This is a genomic window from Streptococcus lishijunsis, from assembly GCF_047290665.1.
Classification (GTDB): domain Bacteria; phylum Bacillota; class Bacilli; order Lactobacillales; family Streptococcaceae; genus Streptococcus.
Genome location: NZ_JBLBUC010000016.1, coordinates 8951 through 29425 on the forward strand (window position 1 = coordinate 8951; position 20475 = coordinate 29425).

The following is a 20475-nucleotide window of genomic DNA, read 5'->3' on the forward strand; positions in this document are numbered from 1 at the left end:
TTTTTGCTAGTCCAAACAGGTACTTTAACCGCCTTGATGCCGTTTGAATCAGCTACATTGCTAACTAGTACAGTGAAGTCACCATTAGCTTTTTGTGTCACATTCAAGCTTCCTGTTACTTGAGCTTGAGGTTTTGTGACCGTCTTAGTAGTTGTCACTCCTACCATTTTGCCACTATTTTCGACGTAATAGAGATGAATATTATATTCGCCGTATTCGTTGTTGTGATTAGCACGTTTGACATCTACCTTGTAGCTGCCATCTGTTTGTTTAACCCCATCATACCAGATGATCTCATCTTGGTCATTTTTGCTAGTCCAAACAGGTACTTTAACAGCCTTGATACCATTTGAGTCAGCTACATTGCTAACTAGTACAGTGAAGTCACCATTAGAATTATGCTGGACATTTAGGTGGCCTGTTGGTTGTTGGTTTTGTGTTTGTTGAGACACAGCAATGTCAACATAGCGACGCATACCGTTGTAGCTAATGTAAGAAATCCACTGACGTCCATCAGCCTCTAAAACCTTATCATAATAAACAGATTCTCCCTTCACAAAGACAAATTCAGTCGGTGCAGAACGTTTAGGTTCATTTTTGACGACTGATTCCTTAGTAAATAGATAACGTCCCTTAGGAGCTAGATCTTGTCGTTTATCTGGTGTCTCTTGAGATGGGTTTGTTTCTGTAAGGTTAGCAATATCAGCATAATAACGGGCACCACTATAGCTAATATAGGAAATCCATTGATGACCATCAGCTACCAAACTTTTATCATAATAGACAGAATCCCCTTTGCTAAAGATAAATGTAGGTGCTTCTGAGACTTTAGGAACTGTTTTTATCTCTGTATTTCTTGTAAAGGTATAGCGACCTTGTTCAGGAATATCAAGTGCTACGGGCTCTTTGGGAGAGTCTGAACTAGTATCCTCAGGGATAGATATTGCCTCAAGGACAGGCGCATAGCGACGAATACCGCTATAAGACTTGTAACTAATCCATTCATAACCGTCAGCATTTACAACTTGATCATAATTGACCTTTTGCCCAGCTGTCATGTAAAATTCAGTCGGTGCAGAAACTCTAGGAGTGTTTTTTACCTCAGTGCGTTCTGTAAAGGTATAAGTGCCAGAAGGCTCTAGAGAATCTCCTGCAGATGCAGCGCGACCTTGATAAGATTCTACTGTCGGTGACTCTAATGCTACTGTCTCTGGAGCTTGCTCTTGCTGAGAAAGGTCTTGAACAGCTGAGTCAGCTTGATTATTTTCTTCTGATGTCACTTTTGGTGCTAGAGAGTCACTAGAGATGTCCTCGCTAGCCTCAACCGTATTTTCTGTCGCTACTTCTGTATTAGAAGTAGTACTGATAGGACTTGTACTTGCAGAAACGGACTCAGCTTGGTTAGTAACTATTTTAGTATCATCAGACGTCTGTAAAACAAGTTCATTTGTCGTCGCCTCTTTCATCTCAGACTGAGAAACCGCAGAGACCTCCGCTACTTTTTGTGTACTAGCAGTATTATTTGCCTGCTCTTCAGCCAATGCTTTAGGGCTGAGCATGACACTAGCTGCCAGCAACACAGAAGCTACTCCAAAGGAATACTTCCTTAATGAAAATGTTTGTTTTTCCTTATAAAGATGTCTTTTTGTCATCACCCATCACTCCTTTTCTTTCACTCTTATTATACTACTTTTTCTTTTAAAATGTAACAAAAAATACAATTATATTTCAAAAATGTATCATTTTGTGTCATCTAATCCTAAAATCTCCTTATACTTATCTATTCGTAATGCTTTTTAAAAACGGGCATTTTTTCTTCAAAAAAAGCAATCACTTAAACATAAAAGAAGTGATTGCTTTTAACGTCTTTATCAGACTTGTTTTTTAGATGTCAAATAAATCATCACACTGGTTAGATAAAGGATAATACCTAGTGTTACAAGTAGTTTTTCGTCATCGCTACCTGTTTGTGGCAGATAGTGTTTAGAAGGCGTTTGTTTAAGCGTAGGAGCTATCTGCTGAGCAGTGATTGGCAATTGCCACGTGACACTCAGACCTTCTTGGTCAAATGAGCTTGAGCTTTTCTTATCCTTCTCTTCAAACACAAGGGACTTTTTGAAACTTTCTTTGTACAGGTTTTTCTTCTTAGTTGACGGAGGTGAGATGGATTTATCTTCTGTTTTATGAACTTGTGTATCGATAACATCTATATCAGTACCAGATGGGCTTGGTTTACCATCTAGGTTATCTTTGGCATTTGCCAAAGCTTCCAGAACTTCATCAACCTTAGCTTGACTCGCCTTATCATCAGAAAGAACAGCCTTAGCAAGCGTAAGAGCATGCTCATAGGTTTGTCTTGCTAATTCAGAAGCATTGATATACTTGGCATCTGTGTGTATCAGAGTCTCTGAGGCTGACACAAGATGATGCAGTGCTGCAAAGTCCGTTTTTTGCCCATCTAGAGACGCTTTTGTAGCCTGTAAATGAGTTAAGGCAGTATCAACTTCTGCTTGTGTTACCATGTCTTTAGCTAAGATAAGCTGTGCCAAACGAATGCTAGTATCATAAGCGATTTGCTGGTTAGAGTTGGCATTGTAATAACTAAAATGATCTTTAGTCTTTAACTCATCAGCAAGTTCACTTGCTAGTGCTGTTTTGTCCGTCATTTGACCATTTAATTGGCTTTTAGCGTTGATGAGATTAGCAGTTGCTAAATCAATAGTTGCTTGATCGTGTTTGCTTTCAGATATGGCTTTAGCTTCGTTTAAAGCTTTGATATAAGCTTCTTGCAACGATACGTCAGCGTTATAATACTGGGCTGTCCGCTCAATACTTACAAGCTCTTTTAGTAAATGAATTAAAGCTACTTTACGAATCAAGGTCAATTTTTTACGATTTGATTGATTGGCAAGAACGGATACATCTAGTGCTTCTAAAAATTCGTAACCTTCTGGGAGAGTGGCTATCAGAGTATAGTTACCAAGAGTTATCAACTTGCCATAGTCTGTCTTAGAATACTTGGCTTGAGGTAGGGTAATGATTTTGCCGTCTTCACTTTTTAATTGAAGGATGGAGCCAGTCGGTACACTATCTATATCAATGAGAAGATTGGCTTTGTCTTGGAGTTGGACATAAAAAACTACTTCTGCGACACTATTTTCCTCAGAAATAGTCACGCGCACCTGTCTGTCACTCACCAATTTTGACCATTCTTCATCATAAAGGAAAAGGTCAAAGGTATAGGTGCCAAATGGTAATTTGAGAATACTATCATCTGTATAGCGTGGCAAGTCAGAGACAAGATTTCCCTTATCGTCTTTGACAGAATAAGCAAAGATGATCGGTGCAGGTTCATTGGTATCCACATCCTTAATGGACACATTTACTAAGCCTTTATCCTGTCCTATACTTATCAGATTAGCTACTTTTTCATAGCTTATATTGCCTGCATAGTCTTCTACCGTGTAGTAAAACTGAGAGAGATCTGCAAGATTTAATGGCAAGGTGAAAGAGCCATCTTCATTCTGAGCCACAAAGATTTTATGATCAGAGACAACCACATCACCTGTATCTGTTGTGGTGATTAGCGTTGTTAATCCATTGTCGTCTGCCACAAGATAAAAGACTTGCTCACGGAAAATACCAGACTCCCCTTTGTCAATAGCTTGACGTGGCTTAAAGCTAAAGTTAGTATCGTCATATGTCGCTGTGGTGATCAGTGGTGCTTCTCTATCAATCACCACATCAAAAGACATTCTTTGTACATCAGCACCAGGCACATCAGACGTATAAGTCAGAACATAGCGATACCTACCATCTGCTAAAGGCTTGCCGTCTTTGTCTGTACCACGCCACTCAGTAGGGAAAAGGATACTTGATTTTGGATTATTAGCATCACCACTATAATAATTCTTCTCACCTGATTGTACCTGACTTGTCCAGAGAGGTCTTTTGTATTCTTTATCATCAGCTGCATAGACACTAGCTACTAAATCAGTATAGTTTCTTAGAAAAACACCTTTGAAAGCTAGTGAATCCTGGTTATTATCGCCATTTGGTGAAATAGCTAAATAGGGTTTTCCTTCAGCGTCTAATTCTAACACAAAAACATCATCGTTATTTTTAAATGTCCCTAGGGTTTTCAACGTCAAATCTGTGCGTTTATTAGTAGAGTAGATAAGCTCAGTGCTGCTGGTCACAAGCCCTGTATAGTCTTGACTAATATCAAGGGCTTTAGCTTCATTTTCGACTGGCTCAAAGTAAAAACCGCCTTTACCGTCAGCAAGAAGGTGATAAATCGGCTCTTCTAGGACAGGTAAATTTTGAAAAGCACCACGAAAACCAACATAGGGAATGCTGACGCGTTCGCCACCATCAATAACATCGGTAAAGGTGACAAAGCCTTCAAGATAATAACCATTTGGCATGAGTGTTGTTAGTTCGTTAGCAAATGGACTGGCATCAACTGTTAGTGTCAGCGTTGTTGAACTGTTAGCCTTAATCGTCACACTGCCTCCTGGGATATCTGCTAAAAGACGTGGGGCTAATGTGATAAGGCCATTTTCAACAGTATCTGTCGTTAGCTGCGTGTTGTAGTTAAGTGTCTTATCGTCATTAGTGATATTATGGAGTGTTACCGTGAAGCTAAAGGTATCCTCGACATTTCCCAAAGTGATACTACTATAGTCATCGTCTCCTGTCAGATATAAGCCAGTTGAGATCGCTGCTGCAGTGTCGATAATACCAGCACCTTGTTGACGTGGTGACGTGTAAGCACCTGTTTCCTTATTGGTGTGGGCTTTGGCAGTGGACATCAATAAGGCTTTAACAAGAGCCTCTAATTCCTGCGGGGATTTTGTCGGATAGGTCTTTTGCAGATACTGTTTGACTAATACAGCAGCACCAGCCACATGAGGTGATGCCATGCTTGTTCCTTGCATATTAGCATAGTCATTGTCATTGATAGCGGCATAAATACCTCCACCTGGAGCGGCAAGGTCTGGTTTGAGTTCGCCATCTGCTGTTAATCCCCAGCTTGAAAAGTCAGAGAGTTTATGGGCTTCTGGATTGGGCTTGATGTCAGTATCATTGTTAAAAGCAATCTTATAAGCATTATTGGCTAAGGCTTCTCCAAATTCAAAGGGAATAAAAATAGAAGGAATCGCGATAGCAGACGAATCGAGCTGCATACTAATGTTAGCTTCTCCTGGTCTATTATTAAAGATGACAGCACCGACTGCTCCAGCTGAGATAGCATTGGCAACTTTCTCAGAAAAAGGAATAGCACCACGCTTGATAAGGGCTAATTTGCCAGTCAAATCAAGACCTTCAAAGTCTGAGGTTTCTCCAAGACCTGCATAGACATAGTCATATTCTTTTCCTACTTCAAAGGTAACTGGGCTTTTTTCAGGATTATCAAAAGAACTTTTTCCATAATTGAGATCAGCATTATCTTCTAGTCCAATAATGCTAATCACTTTACTGCCTAGTGTCGTATTGTTATAAGACGCGACGGAGATGGCATCGCGTGCCGTTGATGGGCTACCTACCAAACCATAATCTGGATTATCAGCAGAAGGATTCGAATGACCAGAACCAAAGGCACCGTCATTTCCAGCAGCGATAACGACTGATACCCCTGAGCGACGTGCCAACTCTATGGCTGCACTTACCGCATCTTCTGTATTAACTAAGGAACCGTTGGCACCACCTAGGCTGAGATTGATACTATCAGCCCCTAATTTGACCGCATCTTCAATAGCTTTGGCATATAAAGCAGCTCCTGTGCTTGTTTTGATGTCTGAAAAGACCCGCATAAACATGACTTGAGCTTCTGGTGCGACACCGTACATGAGTTGCCCTGACACAGGTTTAGAAGGGTTTCCAGCAGCAATACTGGTCACATGCATCCCGTGAGAACGCTTGGCTTCTTCTTTTAGGACATTGTTAACATCGACATAGTTATAACCAAAGACAACCTTATCACTAAACCATTCACCATAATCGATACCAGCGGCTGCTTTAGCGGCTTCTAGTTCTTCTTTGCTTTTATATTTGGCTGTTGACACATCAGATAAGCGAAGAACATCATGCTCGAGATCCAAACCAGAGTCAATAACAGCCACAATCGTTCCTTCTCCTTTGTAGCCACTGTCCCAAACACTTGGGACAGTGATAATGGCATTGCTATCTTTATTTTGAGGCCTTGCTTCACCCTGATAGCTCGATTCTTCAACGGATGGTGTAGAAAGTTCAATATTTCCGATTTCTTCACTAGAAGTGGTTGCAATAGGACTGTTTGATGTGTCATCTAAGGGAGATAGTTCGACATCTAACACCTCAGTATCAGCTTGAGGAGATTCTTGCTCGCCTATAAGGATAGTCTCACTTGAAGTGACCTCTGATACAGCATTTGGTGTCTCAACAGGTGTACTAAGTAAGTCATCAGATAAGGTCTCAGATGGCGTTGATGTCACTGTCTGTACTTGAGGACTGGTAGTCGCCTCCAGCTCGTCGGCAGCTACACCACTAGCTCCAAATAAAAAGACGGCACCCAAAAGAACGGATACTGCCCCTATTTTATACTTGCGAAGTGAGAATGTTTCTCTCTTTTTCATAATAATCCTCCTTGATTGTAATGAACATGGTAGAACCAATACCTACATTAAAGCATAAAAAACCCTTTATTGCAAGTATATTCTGAAAATTGCACCTATTATGACACTTGTCCTTGTCTTTCACGACAAGATAAAAAGAGCCAACGGCTCTTCTTTTGAGATATTATTGTCGTCTTTCTTCTACCAATGTTGCAAAAAAGTCAACCGTACTAGGGTCTTGATGGTTGAAAAAGAGACTTTCTTTGGTGTCCAATGTCAAAATAGCAGCCATATCATCTTCAGACAGACTAAAATCAAAGACATCACTATTTTCTATCATGCGTTCTTTTTTGACAGATTTGGTCAAGCAAACAATGCCTCTTTCGACCTGCCAGCGTACCATCACTTGCGCTGTGGTTTTGCCATATTGTCTTGTGCTGCTATTTGCTGATTGAATGGGTGCAATTCAACTTGATTGACCTGTGGTGTTATCTCATTGAAGGCAACCAAATCACTCAAGCGATCTGGGTAAAAATTGCTGACCCCAATAGCACGTAATTTCCCTTCTTGATATAAGTCCTCAAGCGCACGATAAGCCCCGTAATAATCTGAAAATGGTTGGTGTAGTAACATCAAGTCTAAATACTCTAACTGCATACGCTCTAGCGAATCTAAGACAGATTGATAGGCTTTTTCATAGCCATACTGATCAATCCAGACTTTACTTGTGATAAAGACCTCGTCACGATTGATACCAGATTCTTTGAGCGCTTGTCCTACTTCTGCTTCATTCCCATAGGCTTGTGCTGTATCAATATGACGATAGCCCACTTCTAAAGCGTCAAGGACTGCCTGCTTGGTTTCGTTTTTAGGAATTTGATAAACCCCAAAGCCTAAAATCGGCATGTTAACACCATTATTCAATGTCACAGTTTTCATATAAGCACCTCACATAACTAAGATAATCCTAGTATAGCGCCAAAACTGCCATTTGTACAATACTTATTTAGTATATCACTATTCAAATATGAATAGTGATATATGATACTTATCCAAGATAAATGATACGATCACATTGTTTAGCTTGCTCTATATTATGTGTCACTAAAAGGAGTGTTTTACCATAGTTATCACGGAGTGCTACGATACGCTCAAAAGATTCTTGAGCAAGCTTGGGATCCAGAGCGCCAGTCGGCTCATCGGCTAAAAGAATATCACCTGGTTTTAAAATCGCTCTTGCAATAGCTACTCTTTCTTGTTCACCACCAGATAACGTGTTGACTTTAGCCTCTAGCTTATCTTTTAGGTAGACAAAAGCGAGCGCTTCTTCTATTTTTTGGCGCTTAGTAGGTTGAGAATGCTTGTCAAAGCGTAAGGCCAATATCAGATTGTCCCAAACACTAGCTGTCTGAATGAGGGCGTTAGACTGAAAAAGATAGTTAATCCTATGCCTGCGGTAATACACAGCTTTTCGACTATTGACTGTTGGAAGTGACTGTCCGTCTATCTTTATCACTCCTTCTTCAATCGGCTCTAAAAGTCCTACCATATTTAAAAGTGTTGATTTCCCACAACCAGATGGACCCACCAGAGCTACAACTTCTCCTTTGTGAATCGAAAAAGATAAGTCTGAAAATAGTTTTTTAGTTGCAAATTGTTTAGATAGGTTTTCAACCCTAATCATTGTCATGACATCTCCTTTATCACTGTCAGTAAACGGCTACTTTCTTGTCTCCATTGATAAGCGTAGAGAAAAGCTAGCTGGAGAAAGAAGGCCACAAGACTAACCACAACCCCTAAGCTAGAGCCTGTTAAGATTGATAGCACAGCTTGTCCTATTGTCGTCAGACTCAATAACGATAGTACTCCTCTATAACGTTGCCAAAATGAGTAGCCAAGCAAGTAAGAAACAGCAAGACGTTCACGATACAACGTTTGGTATCCTAATACTAACATATAAAACACAACGATTGACAACACAAGTAATAGAAGCAGCAAACTTCCAAAGAGGCTAAATGTATAGAGAAGATCTTTTTGAAGACCATTGATAAATGACTTGACTTTTGTAAAGGAAACGGCATTATCTTCTAATTGATAGTTTGGATGGGACAAAACTTGCCGTACCTGTTGATAAACATCATCATCTCTTAATTTTAAGATACCATTTAGACCTGATACAAAAAGATTTGCTGTTTCTAAAAAGTAAAGGTTTTCAGAAGAGGCTACAAAAATAATAGGATTTTGACTGAAAGCGCCATAACGGCCATCAGATGACCAGGTGAAAATGTCCTCTTTGACAGGATAAGATCTAAATAAAAACTGTTTGTCCTGTGTAAAGCGTGTTGTAATATCACCATCATAGACCTGTACACTTTCTTTGAGATAAGCCATCATTTTCTCTTTTTCCTTAGGCGAGAGTGTGTCTGGGAGAAGATAGAGCCTCACCCCCTCTTTAATCGCTTTGATTTCCTCATCACTTAGGAAAATCCCTTTTTCAAGAAGATACTGATAAGAATAAGTCATATACCAAAATGGCTGAGATGGTAATGTTTGATAGGCCGCTACTTGATTCAACCAATCGTGATCATAGTACTCGCCCTGCGCCAGATAAACTCCGTCTATGCTACTAATATCTCGATATAAGCGGTAAAAGCTTTCTTCTAGACTGTGGCTAGTCCCTGCATAGATACCTTCATCATCCCCTTCACTGATGCTCTCAATGACATACATATCTTCAACCTCTTGCCATTGTCTTGCTAGACGTATATTCCCTTCAAATTGTCTCAGAGGTCGATCTAAACTATAACTAAGAGCTAGAAGACTGGCTGCTAACCCCATATAAATCAAGAAAGCGCAAGCTATTAACAACCTTATAGGGAGGCGACGATGGAGGGCAGATAAGGGAGAGATCCCAAAAAGGATAAGACTTGGCAAAAGAAGGGCTACTATCAGTAAAACGACACTCAAATAAGTCCCTAATACTATATGGATATAAAGTTTAAAACCAAAAGCTAGCCAACCGGATAGTATCCAAATACTAAGCGCTATAATAGGACTCACCAATAATGAAAAAATCACAAAAGGACTAAAAAGAGCTCGCCAGAGATCAGTCTTACTCCAACCTAGTAGTATCAAACTGCCAAAATGCTCAAAGTGCTTGATGATAAGAATCATCAAGAGGATAAAAAGGATAAAGGTACTGACCACTAGAAGAACAGCTAAGATGATAGCCGTAAGACCTCTATCAATATAACTGCCAAAGCTAGCCTTGGTCAAATCCTCTTTAGCTAGACCCGTACGAACAGATAAGTCCTCTAAAAAACGTTCCTTATCTTCATCATTTGCAAAACCTTTGATATGAAAGATCCCCATGAGCTGATGCGATACGCTTTCTGCTCGACTATCTAATCTATCTATAATGACTGGTAAAGTAAATAAAGGTCTAGGAAGAGACGCTAGACGATTAACCTCTCCTTTATCAAGCCCAATTGTCTTGGTCTTATCGCTCTCGTCTAATAACCGTTTGATGGTTCTCTGACTAAGCACCTCGTGTCCATTAAAAGATACGGACGAAAAGTGCTCTGCAGCTCCCATAATGTCAATGTAGTATTTAGCAACTGTACTACCGTCTGTATGACCACTACGTTGTGTCCAGATAGCTAAGTCCTTACGCTCACTCAGATAAGCAAATGCCTCTTGACTTGATTCTGTGCTCAACTGCTGAAGGTAGATGTGCAGCGTTTCTGTGTCTTGGTTGTAAGTTTCCCATTCTTGCTGATAGGCAAGGCCTGTCAAAAAAATGGCCATCAAAGCCATAAGAAGACTTTGAACGGCCACTAGAAACATTACCAAATACCTCACTCGACCTCGTAAGATATGATTAGATACCATAAGCTATCCTCGACAATTCTACGAATCAAGTGATTTTCTATCTCGTAAAAATAACTTGAAAACGTTTTCTATAATTTTATGATACTTTAAAATATGACATATGTCAAGTTTTTTTTCTGATAAGTAAAGCAAACTAATTAAGCAATCACTTCTACATACTTGGCAAGTTGTTTGAGGGCTTCTTGACTAACGCTATCTGTCAAGACAGCTGTCAGTTGACTTAGCTGGCACAAAGAAGCAAAGTCACTTTTGCCAACCTTAGATGAATCAAGTAACAAATAGCGCTCCAAAGAATGTGCAAAGGCCAGCTTTTGGGTATAGGCTTCTGCTACTGTTGAGGTCATCACCTCATTATCCTTGACCCCATTACTACTAAAAAACATCTTATTGAAATGCATGGTCTCTAAAATACTATTAGTAATCTCGCCGACAAAAGATTCTGTCACCTGACGCATCTCACCGCCTAACAAAAACACTCGAAAACTGTCGCTCTGCTTTTGTAACAATAATTGAAAAACAGGCAAACAATTGGTAATGACCGTAAGGTGCTTCGTCCTTATCTCGCCTACAAGACACTCAACTGTCGTCCCTGGACCTAAAAAAATGGTATCTCCCTCTTCGATGAGATCAGCTGCTAACTTGGCAATTTCCTGCTTTTCTTTGATATGATAGGTGTGCTTTTCCTTATGAGAATATTCTTGATACTGAAAAGCATTGTTGCTACGAGCACCACCATGAATCTTAGTCAGCACTCCTTTTTCCTCTAACTCAGCAAAATCTCTGCGAACCGTCATATCTGTCACCTGAAACATCTCCATAATATCGCTCACGCGGATAGTCCCTTTTTGATGTACCAACTTTGTAATGGCTTCTAAACGCTGTGCTTTATTCATCCTCATCCTCCTCTATGTCTATTTTAACCCATTTCACACAAAAAGACCATTAGATGTTATGATTGCCTTATCAATACTACCAATCGTTTAAAACAAGCCGTCTAAACCAAAAAATCAACTTGGCTAGCCAAGTTGATTAGGAGATTTATGAAAAAGAAAAGTTTATTAGGATAGATATAGTATAAGAGATAAAGCTTAAAGAAAGCTTATGATTATTCTTGATATTGTGCTTGTTGCATCTGATGATAAACCCCTTTTTTAGCCATCAAATCACTGTGATTTCCGTATTCGACAATATTACCATTCATCATAACAAGGATTATATCAGCGGTCTCAATGGTCGATAAGCGATGAGCAATGATAAAGCTGGTCCGTCCTATCATCAGAGTCTCTAGGGCATCTTGTATCAATGCTTCTGTCCGTGTATCAATAGAAGATGTCGCTTCATCTAAAATCAATACTTTCGGACGTTTCACAAAAATGCGAGCAATCGTCAATAGCTGCCGTTGCCCTTGTGACAAAGAAGCACCAGCATCCGATAAGTAAGTATCGTAACCTTGAGGTAATTGACGAATGAAAAAATCAGCGTTTGCCGCTTTTGCCGCTGCAACAACTTGCTCCCTACTCGCACTAGGACAACCATAAGCAATATTATCATGAATGGTTGCACTTTTGAGCCACGTTTCTTGTAACACCATACCAATCTGTGCCCGTAGCTCTTCTTTACTATAATCACTGATCGCTGTGCCATCTAAAAGAATTTGCCCCTCATCCACTTCGTAAAAACGCATCAATAAATTGATAAGTGTTGATTTGCCAGCACCTGTGGGACCTACAATGGCTACTTTTGAGTCTTGAGGAATCGTGAGATTAACATCATGAATAAGTTGATTGTCTTTGTCATAGCCAAAGCTGACATGCTCAAATCTAATATGCCCCTGTACCTTTTTCGCCTCTAACGTCTTTTTAGGAGCTTTTTCCGTTATCGGCTCATCTAAAAGATGATACAGACGCTGAGCACAAGCAAGGGCGCTCTGTAACTCTGATAAGACAGAGGATATATCATTGAAAGGCTTGGTATATTGATTGACGTAATTTAAAAACGTCACAAGCTCCCCTATGCTAAAAGCCCCCGCCATAATACGCCATGCTCCGACACCAGCCAGTAAGGCATAGATTAAACTATTGATAAAGCGTGTGCTAGGATTGACCGTTGAAGAATAAAAAATCGCCTGTTGTGACTCATCTGCATAGCGATTATTGATAGTATTAAACCGCTCTATGCTCTTGTCTTGGGCATTATAGAGCTCTACTAAGCTAGTTTGGCGTAACATCTCCTCAATATACTGCGTTTGCTGACCACGAGCTTTTAGCTGCCTATGGTAAAATTGGTAACTTTTTTGAGCAATAAAGCGTGCCAAATATAAAGACAACGGTGTCAACACTAACACTAAACAAAGCATGAGTTTATCAATCGTTGCCATAGTGATAATGGTGACGATAATAGTCAAAACCCCTATGAAAAATTGATTAAAAACCATTAAAAGACCAGTTGAGAGTTGCTCGGTGTCAGTTGTCACACGACTAACCAGATCACCAATCGCATGTCGATCAAGATAAGCAATAGGAAGCTTATCGATTTTCAGCATAACCGCTTGTCGCAAGTGACTGACATAGGTATAGACAAGACGATTATAGATAAGAGGATTGAACCACTGCACCAGTGTATTGAGCACAATGACCCCTACCATCTGCCAAATGATTGGCATAATGAGAGTATGGTTGTTAGGATAAACAACCACATCAACTGCCCGACCGATTAAGATGGGCAAATAAACGGTAAAAGCTACCTGTAAGAGCGTCCCAATGCTAGCTAGGAAAAACCATAGGTGCTGTGATAAAATAGCGCTACTTAAACGTCTAAGAGGTGACGGAGCTATCCCTTTAGCCTTCATTAGCTTCTCCTTTCTGATGTTGTGACGCATGAATCGCTTGATAAAGGTCATTTTCTTTAAGCAGCGTTTCATGATTAGCAAACCCTGCTTGGTAGCCTTGATCAAGCACTAAAATCGTATCAGCTTGCCGTAAGCTATTTGTTCTTTGGGAAATCATAACCACAGTGGTGTTTTTAAGCTCTTTTAGGCTGTTTAATAATTTAGCTTCTGTCACGTAATCAAGAGCTGAGGTTGCATCATCCAATATTAAAAAAGGTGTTTTTTTGACCAAGGCGCGTGCTATGGTCAAACGTTGCCGTTGGCCACCAGAAAAATTACGCCCGAAAGCGCTGACAACAGCGTCTAATTGGCCTTCTTTTTCAGAGACAAAATCCTTAGCTTGAGCCATCTCAAGAGCCCTCCATAGCTCCTCATCGCTAACAGAATCGCTCAAACCCAATGTCAAGTTTGAACGGATTGTTCCTTGGAAAAGCTCTGCTTTTTGTGGGACAACCCGAACCATATCGCGCCATTGTCGCATCGAAGCAGGCGATTTTCCGTGATGATAAAGCATCAGTATTCCTTTTTGAGGTCTATAAAGACAGCTAAGTAGATGGACAAGGCTTGATTTCCCAGCTCCTGTTCCCCCTATAATCCCTAAAAAGTCACCAGTTTGTACCTTAATGTCAAGATGATTTAGCGCAGGTTCAGCTGACGTAGGATACCTAAAAGACATATCCTCTATCACAATAGCGTAATCACTAGAGTACATCACCTCAAGCTGTTCATCTATTGGCTCGACGGGTCTATCAAAGACCTCCTGAACACGCTTGGCGCTGATAAAGCTCTGATTGAGCGAGGTGACAAGCATCGTCATCTTCAACAGTTCTGTCAATATCTGAAGCAAATAATTGACCAAGGCAATCAAAAGCCCTTGACTTAAAACGCCTTTTCCTACTGCTACATTTCCCTGCCACAAGATGATCATCAGCGTCCCATTGACAACTATATAAGTCAATGGCGTCACCAAACTAGACCAAAAACCTGCTTGCATTTGTAAATTTGTATAAGCATCGTTGGCACTAGCAAAAACAGCTTCTTCTCTAGGCAGTTGATTGAAGGCTCGAATGACTCTCATCCCTTCTAGCTGCTCTCTTGTCTGTGTCACAATCTTCTCTAGCGCAAGCCGAATCTTAGCATAAAGAGGGTTTAGCTGCCTTGACATAATAATCACAATCAAAAACAAAAGGGTGACCATTATCAGAAAATCTATGGTAATACTTGGACTAATGCTAAAAGCCATGATAATCGCACCAAAAACAATAATCGGTGCTCTCAAAAATAACCGTAAAAATTGATTGATACCTGTTTGAATCTGATAAGTATCACTGCTTAAGCGGGTAATTAAGCTAGAGCTGGTCAGCTTATCACGATTTTCTTGGCTCAGTTGGATGATATGCTTATAGAGGTCTTGGCTGAGCACTCTAGTGTAGCCAACGGCAGCTTTAGCTGAAAAATACTGGGCACTTATCGCGACAATAACACCTATAGTTGCTAATCCAAACAATAAGCCTATCATCAGATACAAGTCATGACTATTATGCTGAGGAATAATACTATCTACTATTTGAGCGATAATCAAAGGTACCATCAACTCAAATAAAGCTTCTAACAATTTAAAAAGGGGACCCAAGATTGCCTCTTTAAGATACCCCTTTACGTAGTAGGTTAATGATTTCATAGTTTTTCTAAGATTTGTTCTGATGTTTTGACATTAAGAGCTTACCAATTCAACCATTTGATAAGCCATAAGTTGACATATACCTCACGAGCGTAGTAGATATTACCACCATTTTTATAGAGCCTGCCTCCTGATATGAGCGCCAGAGGATGATGGTAAAAGTAGGATTCACCTGTCGTATTACCTAAGCTTGGTGCTACCACATCTCGTGAGTAGGTCCTTGCTAAATCAACTGTATGTTTACCACCATGCGCTGCGACATAATCAATATAGCCGCTTCCAAAGTTATAGGCTTGAACAGCACTCCAGACATCTGTTGATTTTTCCTGAGCTAGCTCTATATTGCGGCTTAAAAGCTTGACACCCTGCTCTATGCTGGTCTTTGAGTCTGTGATAGTATTGGCTTCTCCTGTGACACTTTCACTGGACTGCATCACATCTAGTGCTGCTCCTTTTGTCTCTGTATAAATCATAGCTAGCACCAAATCCACATTAGCACTGGTGTCATTTTCAGATAGGCTCTCAACCACCATATCACGATAGCTCTCTACTTTCTGGACGCTTTCATGAATCATATATAGGCGATAAACGCAAAAGATAATGAATAATAGTCCTATAAGACGTCTCAGTCGTTTCAACATATTATTTGCTTTTAATGTCCTCTATATTTTTGATTAAAATGGAGTAAGTCCCGTTATCATTTTGGATAAATTCGACAGACTCGGCATCTTGATAAATAGCATTAGGGACAATCAGCTCTATGCCATTAGACAAGGATAATTTTTGGTTTTCTAGCTTTTTGACTTGACGTGAATAATCAATATCAGCTATTGGGACCGGCTCCGGTAGGCTTTCTTTCACACGGTCCACAAAAGTCAGTCGCGCTGTAAGGTTATCATCAAACAGTTGGTCAGCTAATTTTTCAGGCGACAACTCATTGTCCTCTTCAAGGTGCTGATAAAGCGTCGATTTTACCTTCGTTTGAAAGTTAAAATCATCTTTATGAAACTGCTCCGCCACTTTTCTGGCTGTCTGTTCGACTTGTTTGATCGATTTTTTGACAGACTCTTTTGGCGTTACTTGGAGCACCTTCTCTGAAAAATAGTTGCTGAAACTCCCATCATGCTTGATCCGTTTTTCAATAAGATAGTAATCCCCTGTTTTTTTGGCGATAACCAAAGCTTCATCTGGTGCTTGAGCACCAGATGGAAGGTTGTTAGGGACTAAGCGAATGGGTCTATCGCTTGTATCATCAACATGGGCAAGTTGCTCACGAAGTGCCAGACGTAAAAAAGCACGGTAAGGTTGCCCTTCTAAATCAAAATCGATAAAGACCAAATCATTGGTCTTTTGATTATCTGACAGCACAAACGCTTCACGCCAGTCGTTAGCCATGACTTTAGACCAAGCCATTAAATCATCGTTTAGATGTGACAACTGAGGATGTTCAGCATCAAAACGCCCACGCTTGGCATCATCGCTAAAGACCTTGGCTAATTTCTTTTGAAAATAAGCATCTAAATTGGGTGTGACCAATAGTTCGTGATGCGACAATTGAATGTCAGGATGACTTGGTGAAAATTGATGAATGATGAGGTGCCTGATGTAAAAGTCCATCACGACATCACCCCTTCATAGAGAGGGTAGGCATCTGTCAATACTTTAATCTCAGAGCGTACCTTATCACATACAGCTTTGTCCTTGTGATTTTCTAATGTTAAAATCATCAGTTCAGCAATACGTCGAGCTTCTTTTTCTCCCATCCCTCGACTGGTAATAGCGGGTGACCCAATACGGATACCAGAGGTTTTAAAGGGTGACAACCTTTCATAAGGAATGGCGTTTTTATTAAGCGTAATATTGACTTCCTCTAAAATATCTTGAGCTTGTTTGCCATTTTCGACGACTTGTGTCACATCGACAAGAAAGAGATGGTTGTCCGTACCACCTGAGATGACACGAAACTTAGGGTGCTTATCAAAAACGTCAGCCATCGCCTTAGCATTATCAATCACCGCCTGTCCATATCGTTTAAAGGCAGGGTCTAGTGCTTCTTTGAAAGCTACAGCCTTGGCAGCAATGACATGCTCTAAAGGACCGCCTTGTAAACCAGGGAAAATAGCTGAGTTAATCTTTTTAGCCAATACTTCATCATTGGTCAAAATCAAGCCGCCACGAGGACCACGAAGGGTCTTATGGGTCGTTGAGGTAGTGATATGAGCATAAGGAACTGGACTTTGGTGATGACCAGTCGCAACTAAGCCTGCGATATGAGCCATATCTACCATAAGGTAAGCACCAACACTATCAGCAATAGCACGAAAACGTGCAAAATCAATTGGTCTAGAATAAGCTGAGGCTCCAGCTACAATCAATTTGGGCCTCACTTCTTGAGCTAGAGCTAAAATAGCCTCATAATCAAGACGCTCTGTCTCTTTATCCACATTATAAGAGACAAAGTTGTAAGTCTGTCCAGAGAAACTCACCGCAGCACCATGTGTCAGATGCCCTCCAGCCGATAAGTCCATACCAAGAACGGTATCTCCTGGCTTAATCAAAGCCATATAAGCCGCTGCATTCGCCTGACTACCAGAGTGTGCTTGTACATTAGCAAATTGAGCACCAAAGAGTGCTTTAGCACGTTCAATAGCCAAACGTTCAACCACATCGACATAATCTGTGCCACCATAATAGCGTTTTCCAGGGTACCCTTCGGCATATTTGTTGGTCAATAAACTTCCTTGAGCTTTCATGACTGCTTTTGAGACGACATTTTCAGACGCAATGAGCTCAATATTATCTTGTTGACGCTTTTCTTCAGCAGAAATAGCGTCCCACAATTCCTTGTCAAATGCCTTGTAATCTTCCTTATCAAAAATCATCTTACTCTCCTTTTTTCCTACATGATCACCTAAAAGCTCAGGTACTACCTGCAATAAGTCTTCTACGGTGATTGCACCCTGTCTTAACACAGACATGGACTCTTTTGAGATGTCAATAATCGTCGAATCAAGCCCACTGATAGCACTATCATCGGCTAGCCCTTCTATCTGATAGTCAAAAGTAGCCCTGATATCTTGAAAAATCTGTCCACTGTCTTCTCCAGATAGATTGGCTGAAGGCCCAATCAAAGGTCCTGTTTGTTTGATAATTTCTAGTGTTTTAGAGTGATTTGGCATCCTAAAACCAACTGTCTCATACCCAGAATTTATCCAATCAGGAACCTTATCATTAGCCTTTAGAATAATCGTTAGCGGCCCTGGTAAAAACGCATCACACAACTTCTTTAAATAAGGTGGTTGCTCTTTAGAATAATCTAAAATAGTCTGGTAAGAGGCGACATTTAAATTCATTGCTTTAGCTCTAGGGCGTTGTTTCAGTGCGTAAACGTTATCAACAGCTTCTTGGTCAAAAGCTTTGGCAAAAAGCCCGTAAACCGTCTCTGTCGGTAAAATGACAGAACGTCCTGCTTCAAGCAGCTCAATCATCCTATCCATTAGCCATCACCACCATTCTATCGTGTCCAAACATATCCTTAATCACACGAACGTGCGCCTGTGGAAAGCTTTCTTGAAAAAGAGTCTTCACATAATCTCCTTGCTTATAGCCAATCTCTACATAGATCTTGCCTTGAGGTTTTAGATGATGACTAGCTTTTTGGATAAGTTGGCGATAAATAGCATAACCATCTTCTTTGGCAAACAAGGCTAGATGAGGTTCAGACAGCAACACATTTGTCCCTACCTCTTCCTTATCGTCATAAGAGATATATGGAGGATTGGAGACGATAATATCAAATTGCCCTGTGATAGCTTGATATAAATCTGACTGAATAAACGTAACATCAACATCTAGCCTAGCCGCATTGGTCTGTGCCACTTGTAAGGCTTCCGCTGAAATATCACTAGCCTTAATCTGCCAATCAGGTCTGTTAGCTTTTAGAGAAAGCGCTATCGCACCACTACCTGTTCCAATATCAAGTAAACTGATAGTTTGGGTATCATTTTCACTCAAAATAAGCTCTACCAATTCTTGCGTCTCTGCTCTAGGAATCAAGACCCGCTCATCTACCGTAAAACTAAGCCCACAAAACTCAGCCTGCCCAATAATATACTGAGCTGGTTTATGAGCAGCCAACTGCTTATAAATCTCATCTAGCAAGGTCTTATCTTCTAAGCTAATCGGCTGATTTTGATGGAGAAGATAATCAAGAGTTGTCCATTTTTTCAAAGCTTTAAATGTAAAAGCTAGACTTTCTTTTTCTTCGCCCAGCAAATCTAGCTGTTTTTCATAAGTGCTAAAGGCTTGCGCGTAATTCATTAGTTATTTAACTTTTCTAATTTTTGGGTTTGGTCGTACAATACCAAAGCATCGACCACTTCGTCTAATTTTCCAGATAAAATCGTGTCTAACTTTTGAAGTGTCAATCCAATACGATGGTCAGTGACACGGTTTTGTGGGAAGTTGTAAGTACGAATACGCTCTGAGCGATCCCCTGTACCGATCGTTGATTTACGCTCTGCATCTTGCTCATCTTGTGCGATTTGTGCAAAATGATCTGCTACGCGTGCTCTAATAATCTTCATCGCCTTATCACGATTCTTTTGCTGAGTACGCTCTTCTTGCATTTCAACTTTAATGTTTGTCGGTAAATGCACGATACGTACTGCAGTTGCTACCTTATTGACATTTTGACCCCCTGCACCAGAAGCGTGATAGATGTCAATGCGCAAATCTTTAGGATCAATATCGTATTCAACTTCTTCGATTTCAGGCATGACCAAGACAGTGGCTGTTGACGTATGGACACGTCCTTGACTTTCAGTCACTGGGACACGCTGAACACGGTGAGCACCTGATTCGTATTTTAATTTTGAATAAACCGATTGCCCAGAAACCATAGCGACTACCTCTTTGATACCCCCGACACCATTGACAGAGGTTTCAAGCACTTCAAAGCGCCAACCTTGGCTTTCAGCGTATTTTTGGTACATTGAGAGTAAATCACCTGCAAAAAGGGCAGCTTCATCACCACCTGCAGCCCCACGAATCTCAAGGATGATATTTTTATCGTCATTGGGATCTTTAGGCAAAAGCAAGATTTTAAGTTGCTCTTCATAGCTTTCTTTGGCTGCTTTAGATTCTTTTAGCTCTTCTTTAGCCATTTCCTCCAACTCAGCATCGCCACCAGCATCTTTAATCATCTCTTCAGCATCTTCTATGGCTTGTAAGACTTTTTTATAATCACGATAAACTGCCACAGTCTCACGTGTATTGGCCTCTTCACGAGAGAGCTCCATAAAGCGTTTGGTATCTGAGACAACATCTGGATCGCTTAAAAGCTCTCCTAGCTCCTCATAGCGATCTTCAACAGCCTGTAATTGATCATAGATATTCATGTTAACTGCTTTCTCCTTGCT

At 40.5% G+C, this 20475-nt stretch carries 12 protein-coding genes and 2 pseudogenes; all 14 read right to left on the reverse strand.

The annotated features are described in order from the left end of the window. On the reverse strand, nt 1–1652 hold a 1652-nt coding region (locus ACLN19_RS06895), incomplete at its 3' end, for an SH3 domain-containing protein (protein ID WP_413384688.1). Between the two features lie 219 nt (nt 1653–1871). Further along, the gene (locus ACLN19_RS06900; RefSeq protein ID WP_413384689.1) at nt 1872–6617 is read right to left on the reverse strand and encodes a S8 family serine peptidase; all 4746 of its coding nucleotides are present in this window, start codon (nt 6615–6617) and stop codon (nt 1872–1874) included. Between the two features lie 163 nt (nt 6618–6780). Further along, a pseudogene (locus ACLN19_RS06905) lies at nt 6781–7535 on the reverse strand (aldo/keto reductase). Between the two features lie 109 nt (nt 7536–7644). Then, entirely contained in the window at nt 7645–8286 is a 642-nt protein-coding gene (locus ACLN19_RS06910) for an ATP-binding cassette domain-containing protein (RefSeq protein WP_413384691.1), read from the reverse strand. After that, nucleotides 8283–10487 (reverse strand): DUF1430 domain-containing protein, encoded by a 2205-nt coding sequence (locus tag ACLN19_RS06915; RefSeq protein ID WP_413384692.1) that lies wholly within the window; start codon nt 10485–10487, stop codon nt 8283–8285. The genes ACLN19_RS06910 and ACLN19_RS06915 overlap by 4 nt, the downstream gene beginning before the upstream one ends. Nucleotides 10488–10624: 137 nt before the next feature. Continuing rightward, entirely contained in the window at nt 10625–11380 is a 756-nt protein-coding gene (locus ACLN19_RS06920) for a DeoR/GlpR family DNA-binding transcription regulator (RefSeq protein WP_413384694.1), read from the reverse strand. Between the two features lie 212 nt (nt 11381–11592). Continuing rightward, nucleotides 11593–13335 carry an ABC transporter ATP-binding protein gene (locus tag ACLN19_RS06925; protein WP_413384696.1) on the reverse strand — a complete coding sequence of 581 codons (1743 nt, stop codon included), beginning with the start codon at nt 13333–13335 and terminating at the stop codon, nt 11593–11595. Next, nucleotides 13325–15055: an ABC transporter ATP-binding protein gene (locus ACLN19_RS06930; protein WP_413384698.1), complete on the reverse strand. Its 1731-nt coding sequence runs from the start codon at nt 15053–15055 to the stop codon at nt 13325–13327. The genes ACLN19_RS06925 and ACLN19_RS06930 overlap by 11 nt, the downstream gene beginning before the upstream one ends. Nucleotides 15056–15096: 41 nt before the next feature. After that, nucleotides 15097–15696: a lysozyme family protein gene (locus ACLN19_RS06935; protein ID WP_413384701.1), complete on the reverse strand. Its 600-nt coding sequence runs from the start codon at nt 15694–15696 to the stop codon at nt 15097–15099. Between the two features lies 1 nt (nt 15697). Then, a complete protein-coding gene (locus ACLN19_RS06940) occupies nt 15698–16675 on the reverse strand; it encodes a nucleoid-associated protein (protein WP_413384703.1) in 978 nt (325 codons plus the stop codon). Beyond that, complete coding sequence (glyA, locus tag ACLN19_RS06945; RefSeq protein WP_413384721.1) at nt 16672–17937, reverse strand: serine hydroxymethyltransferase; 1266 nt, start codon at nt 17935–17937, stop codon at nt 16672–16674. The genes ACLN19_RS06940 and glyA overlap by 4 nt, the downstream gene beginning before the upstream one ends. Before the next feature lie 87 nt (nt 17938–18024). After that, nucleotides 18025–18552: pseudogene (locus tag ACLN19_RS06950) on the reverse strand (L-threonylcarbamoyladenylate synthase); the annotation flags it as partial. Then, a complete protein-coding gene (prmC, locus tag ACLN19_RS06955) occupies nt 18545–19375 on the reverse strand; it encodes a peptide chain release factor N(5)-glutamine methyltransferase (protein ID WP_413384705.1) in 831 nt (276 codons plus the stop codon). The pseudogene ACLN19_RS06950 and the gene prmC, both read right to left, overlap by 8 nt. Continuing rightward, nucleotides 19375–20454, reverse strand: coding sequence for a peptide chain release factor 1 (prfA, locus tag ACLN19_RS06960; RefSeq protein ID WP_413384707.1), 1080 nt, complete (start codon nt 20452–20454; stop codon nt 19375–19377). Before prfA ends, prmC begins: the two co-directional genes overlap by 1 nt. Between the last annotated feature and the right edge of the window lie 21 nt (nt 20455–20475).

Bases quoted from the DNA above. Each gene is read 5' to 3' on its own strand.
- ACLN19_RS06900 (WP_413384689.1), bottom strand. From the start codon at position 6,617: ATGAAAAAGAGAGAAACATTCTCACTTCGCAAGTATAAAATAGGGGCA.
- ACLN19_RS06910 (WP_413384691.1), bottom strand. From the start codon at position 8,286: ATGACAATGATTAGGGTTGAAAACCTATCTAAACAATTTGCAACTAAA.
- ACLN19_RS06915 (WP_413384692.1), bottom strand. From the start codon at position 10,487: ATGGTATCTAATCATATCTTACGAGGTCGAGTGAGGTATTTGGTAATG.
- ACLN19_RS06920 (WP_413384694.1), bottom strand. From the start codon at position 11,380: ATGAATAAAGCACAGCGTTTAGAAGCCATTACAAAGTTGGTACATCAA.
- ACLN19_RS06925 (WP_413384696.1), bottom strand. From the start codon at position 13,335: ATGAAGGCTAAAGGGATAGCTCCGTCACCTCTTAGACGTTTAAGTAGC.
- ACLN19_RS06930 (WP_413384698.1), bottom strand. From the start codon at position 15,055: ATGAAATCATTAACCTACTACGTAAAGGGGTATCTTAAAGAGGCAATC.
- ACLN19_RS06935 (WP_413384701.1), bottom strand. From the start codon at position 15,696: ATGTTGAAACGACTGAGACGTCTTATAGGACTATTATTCATTATCTTT.
- glyA (WP_413384721.1), bottom strand. From the start codon at position 17,937: ATGATTTTTGATAAGGAAGATTACAAGGCATTTGACAAGGAATTGTGG.
- prmC (WP_413384705.1), bottom strand. From the start codon at position 19,375: ATGAATTACGCGCAAGCCTTTAGCACTTATGAAAAACAGCTAGATTTG.
- prfA (WP_413384707.1), bottom strand. From the start codon at position 20,454: ATGAATATCTATGATCAATTACAGGCTGTTGAAGATCGCTATGAGGAG.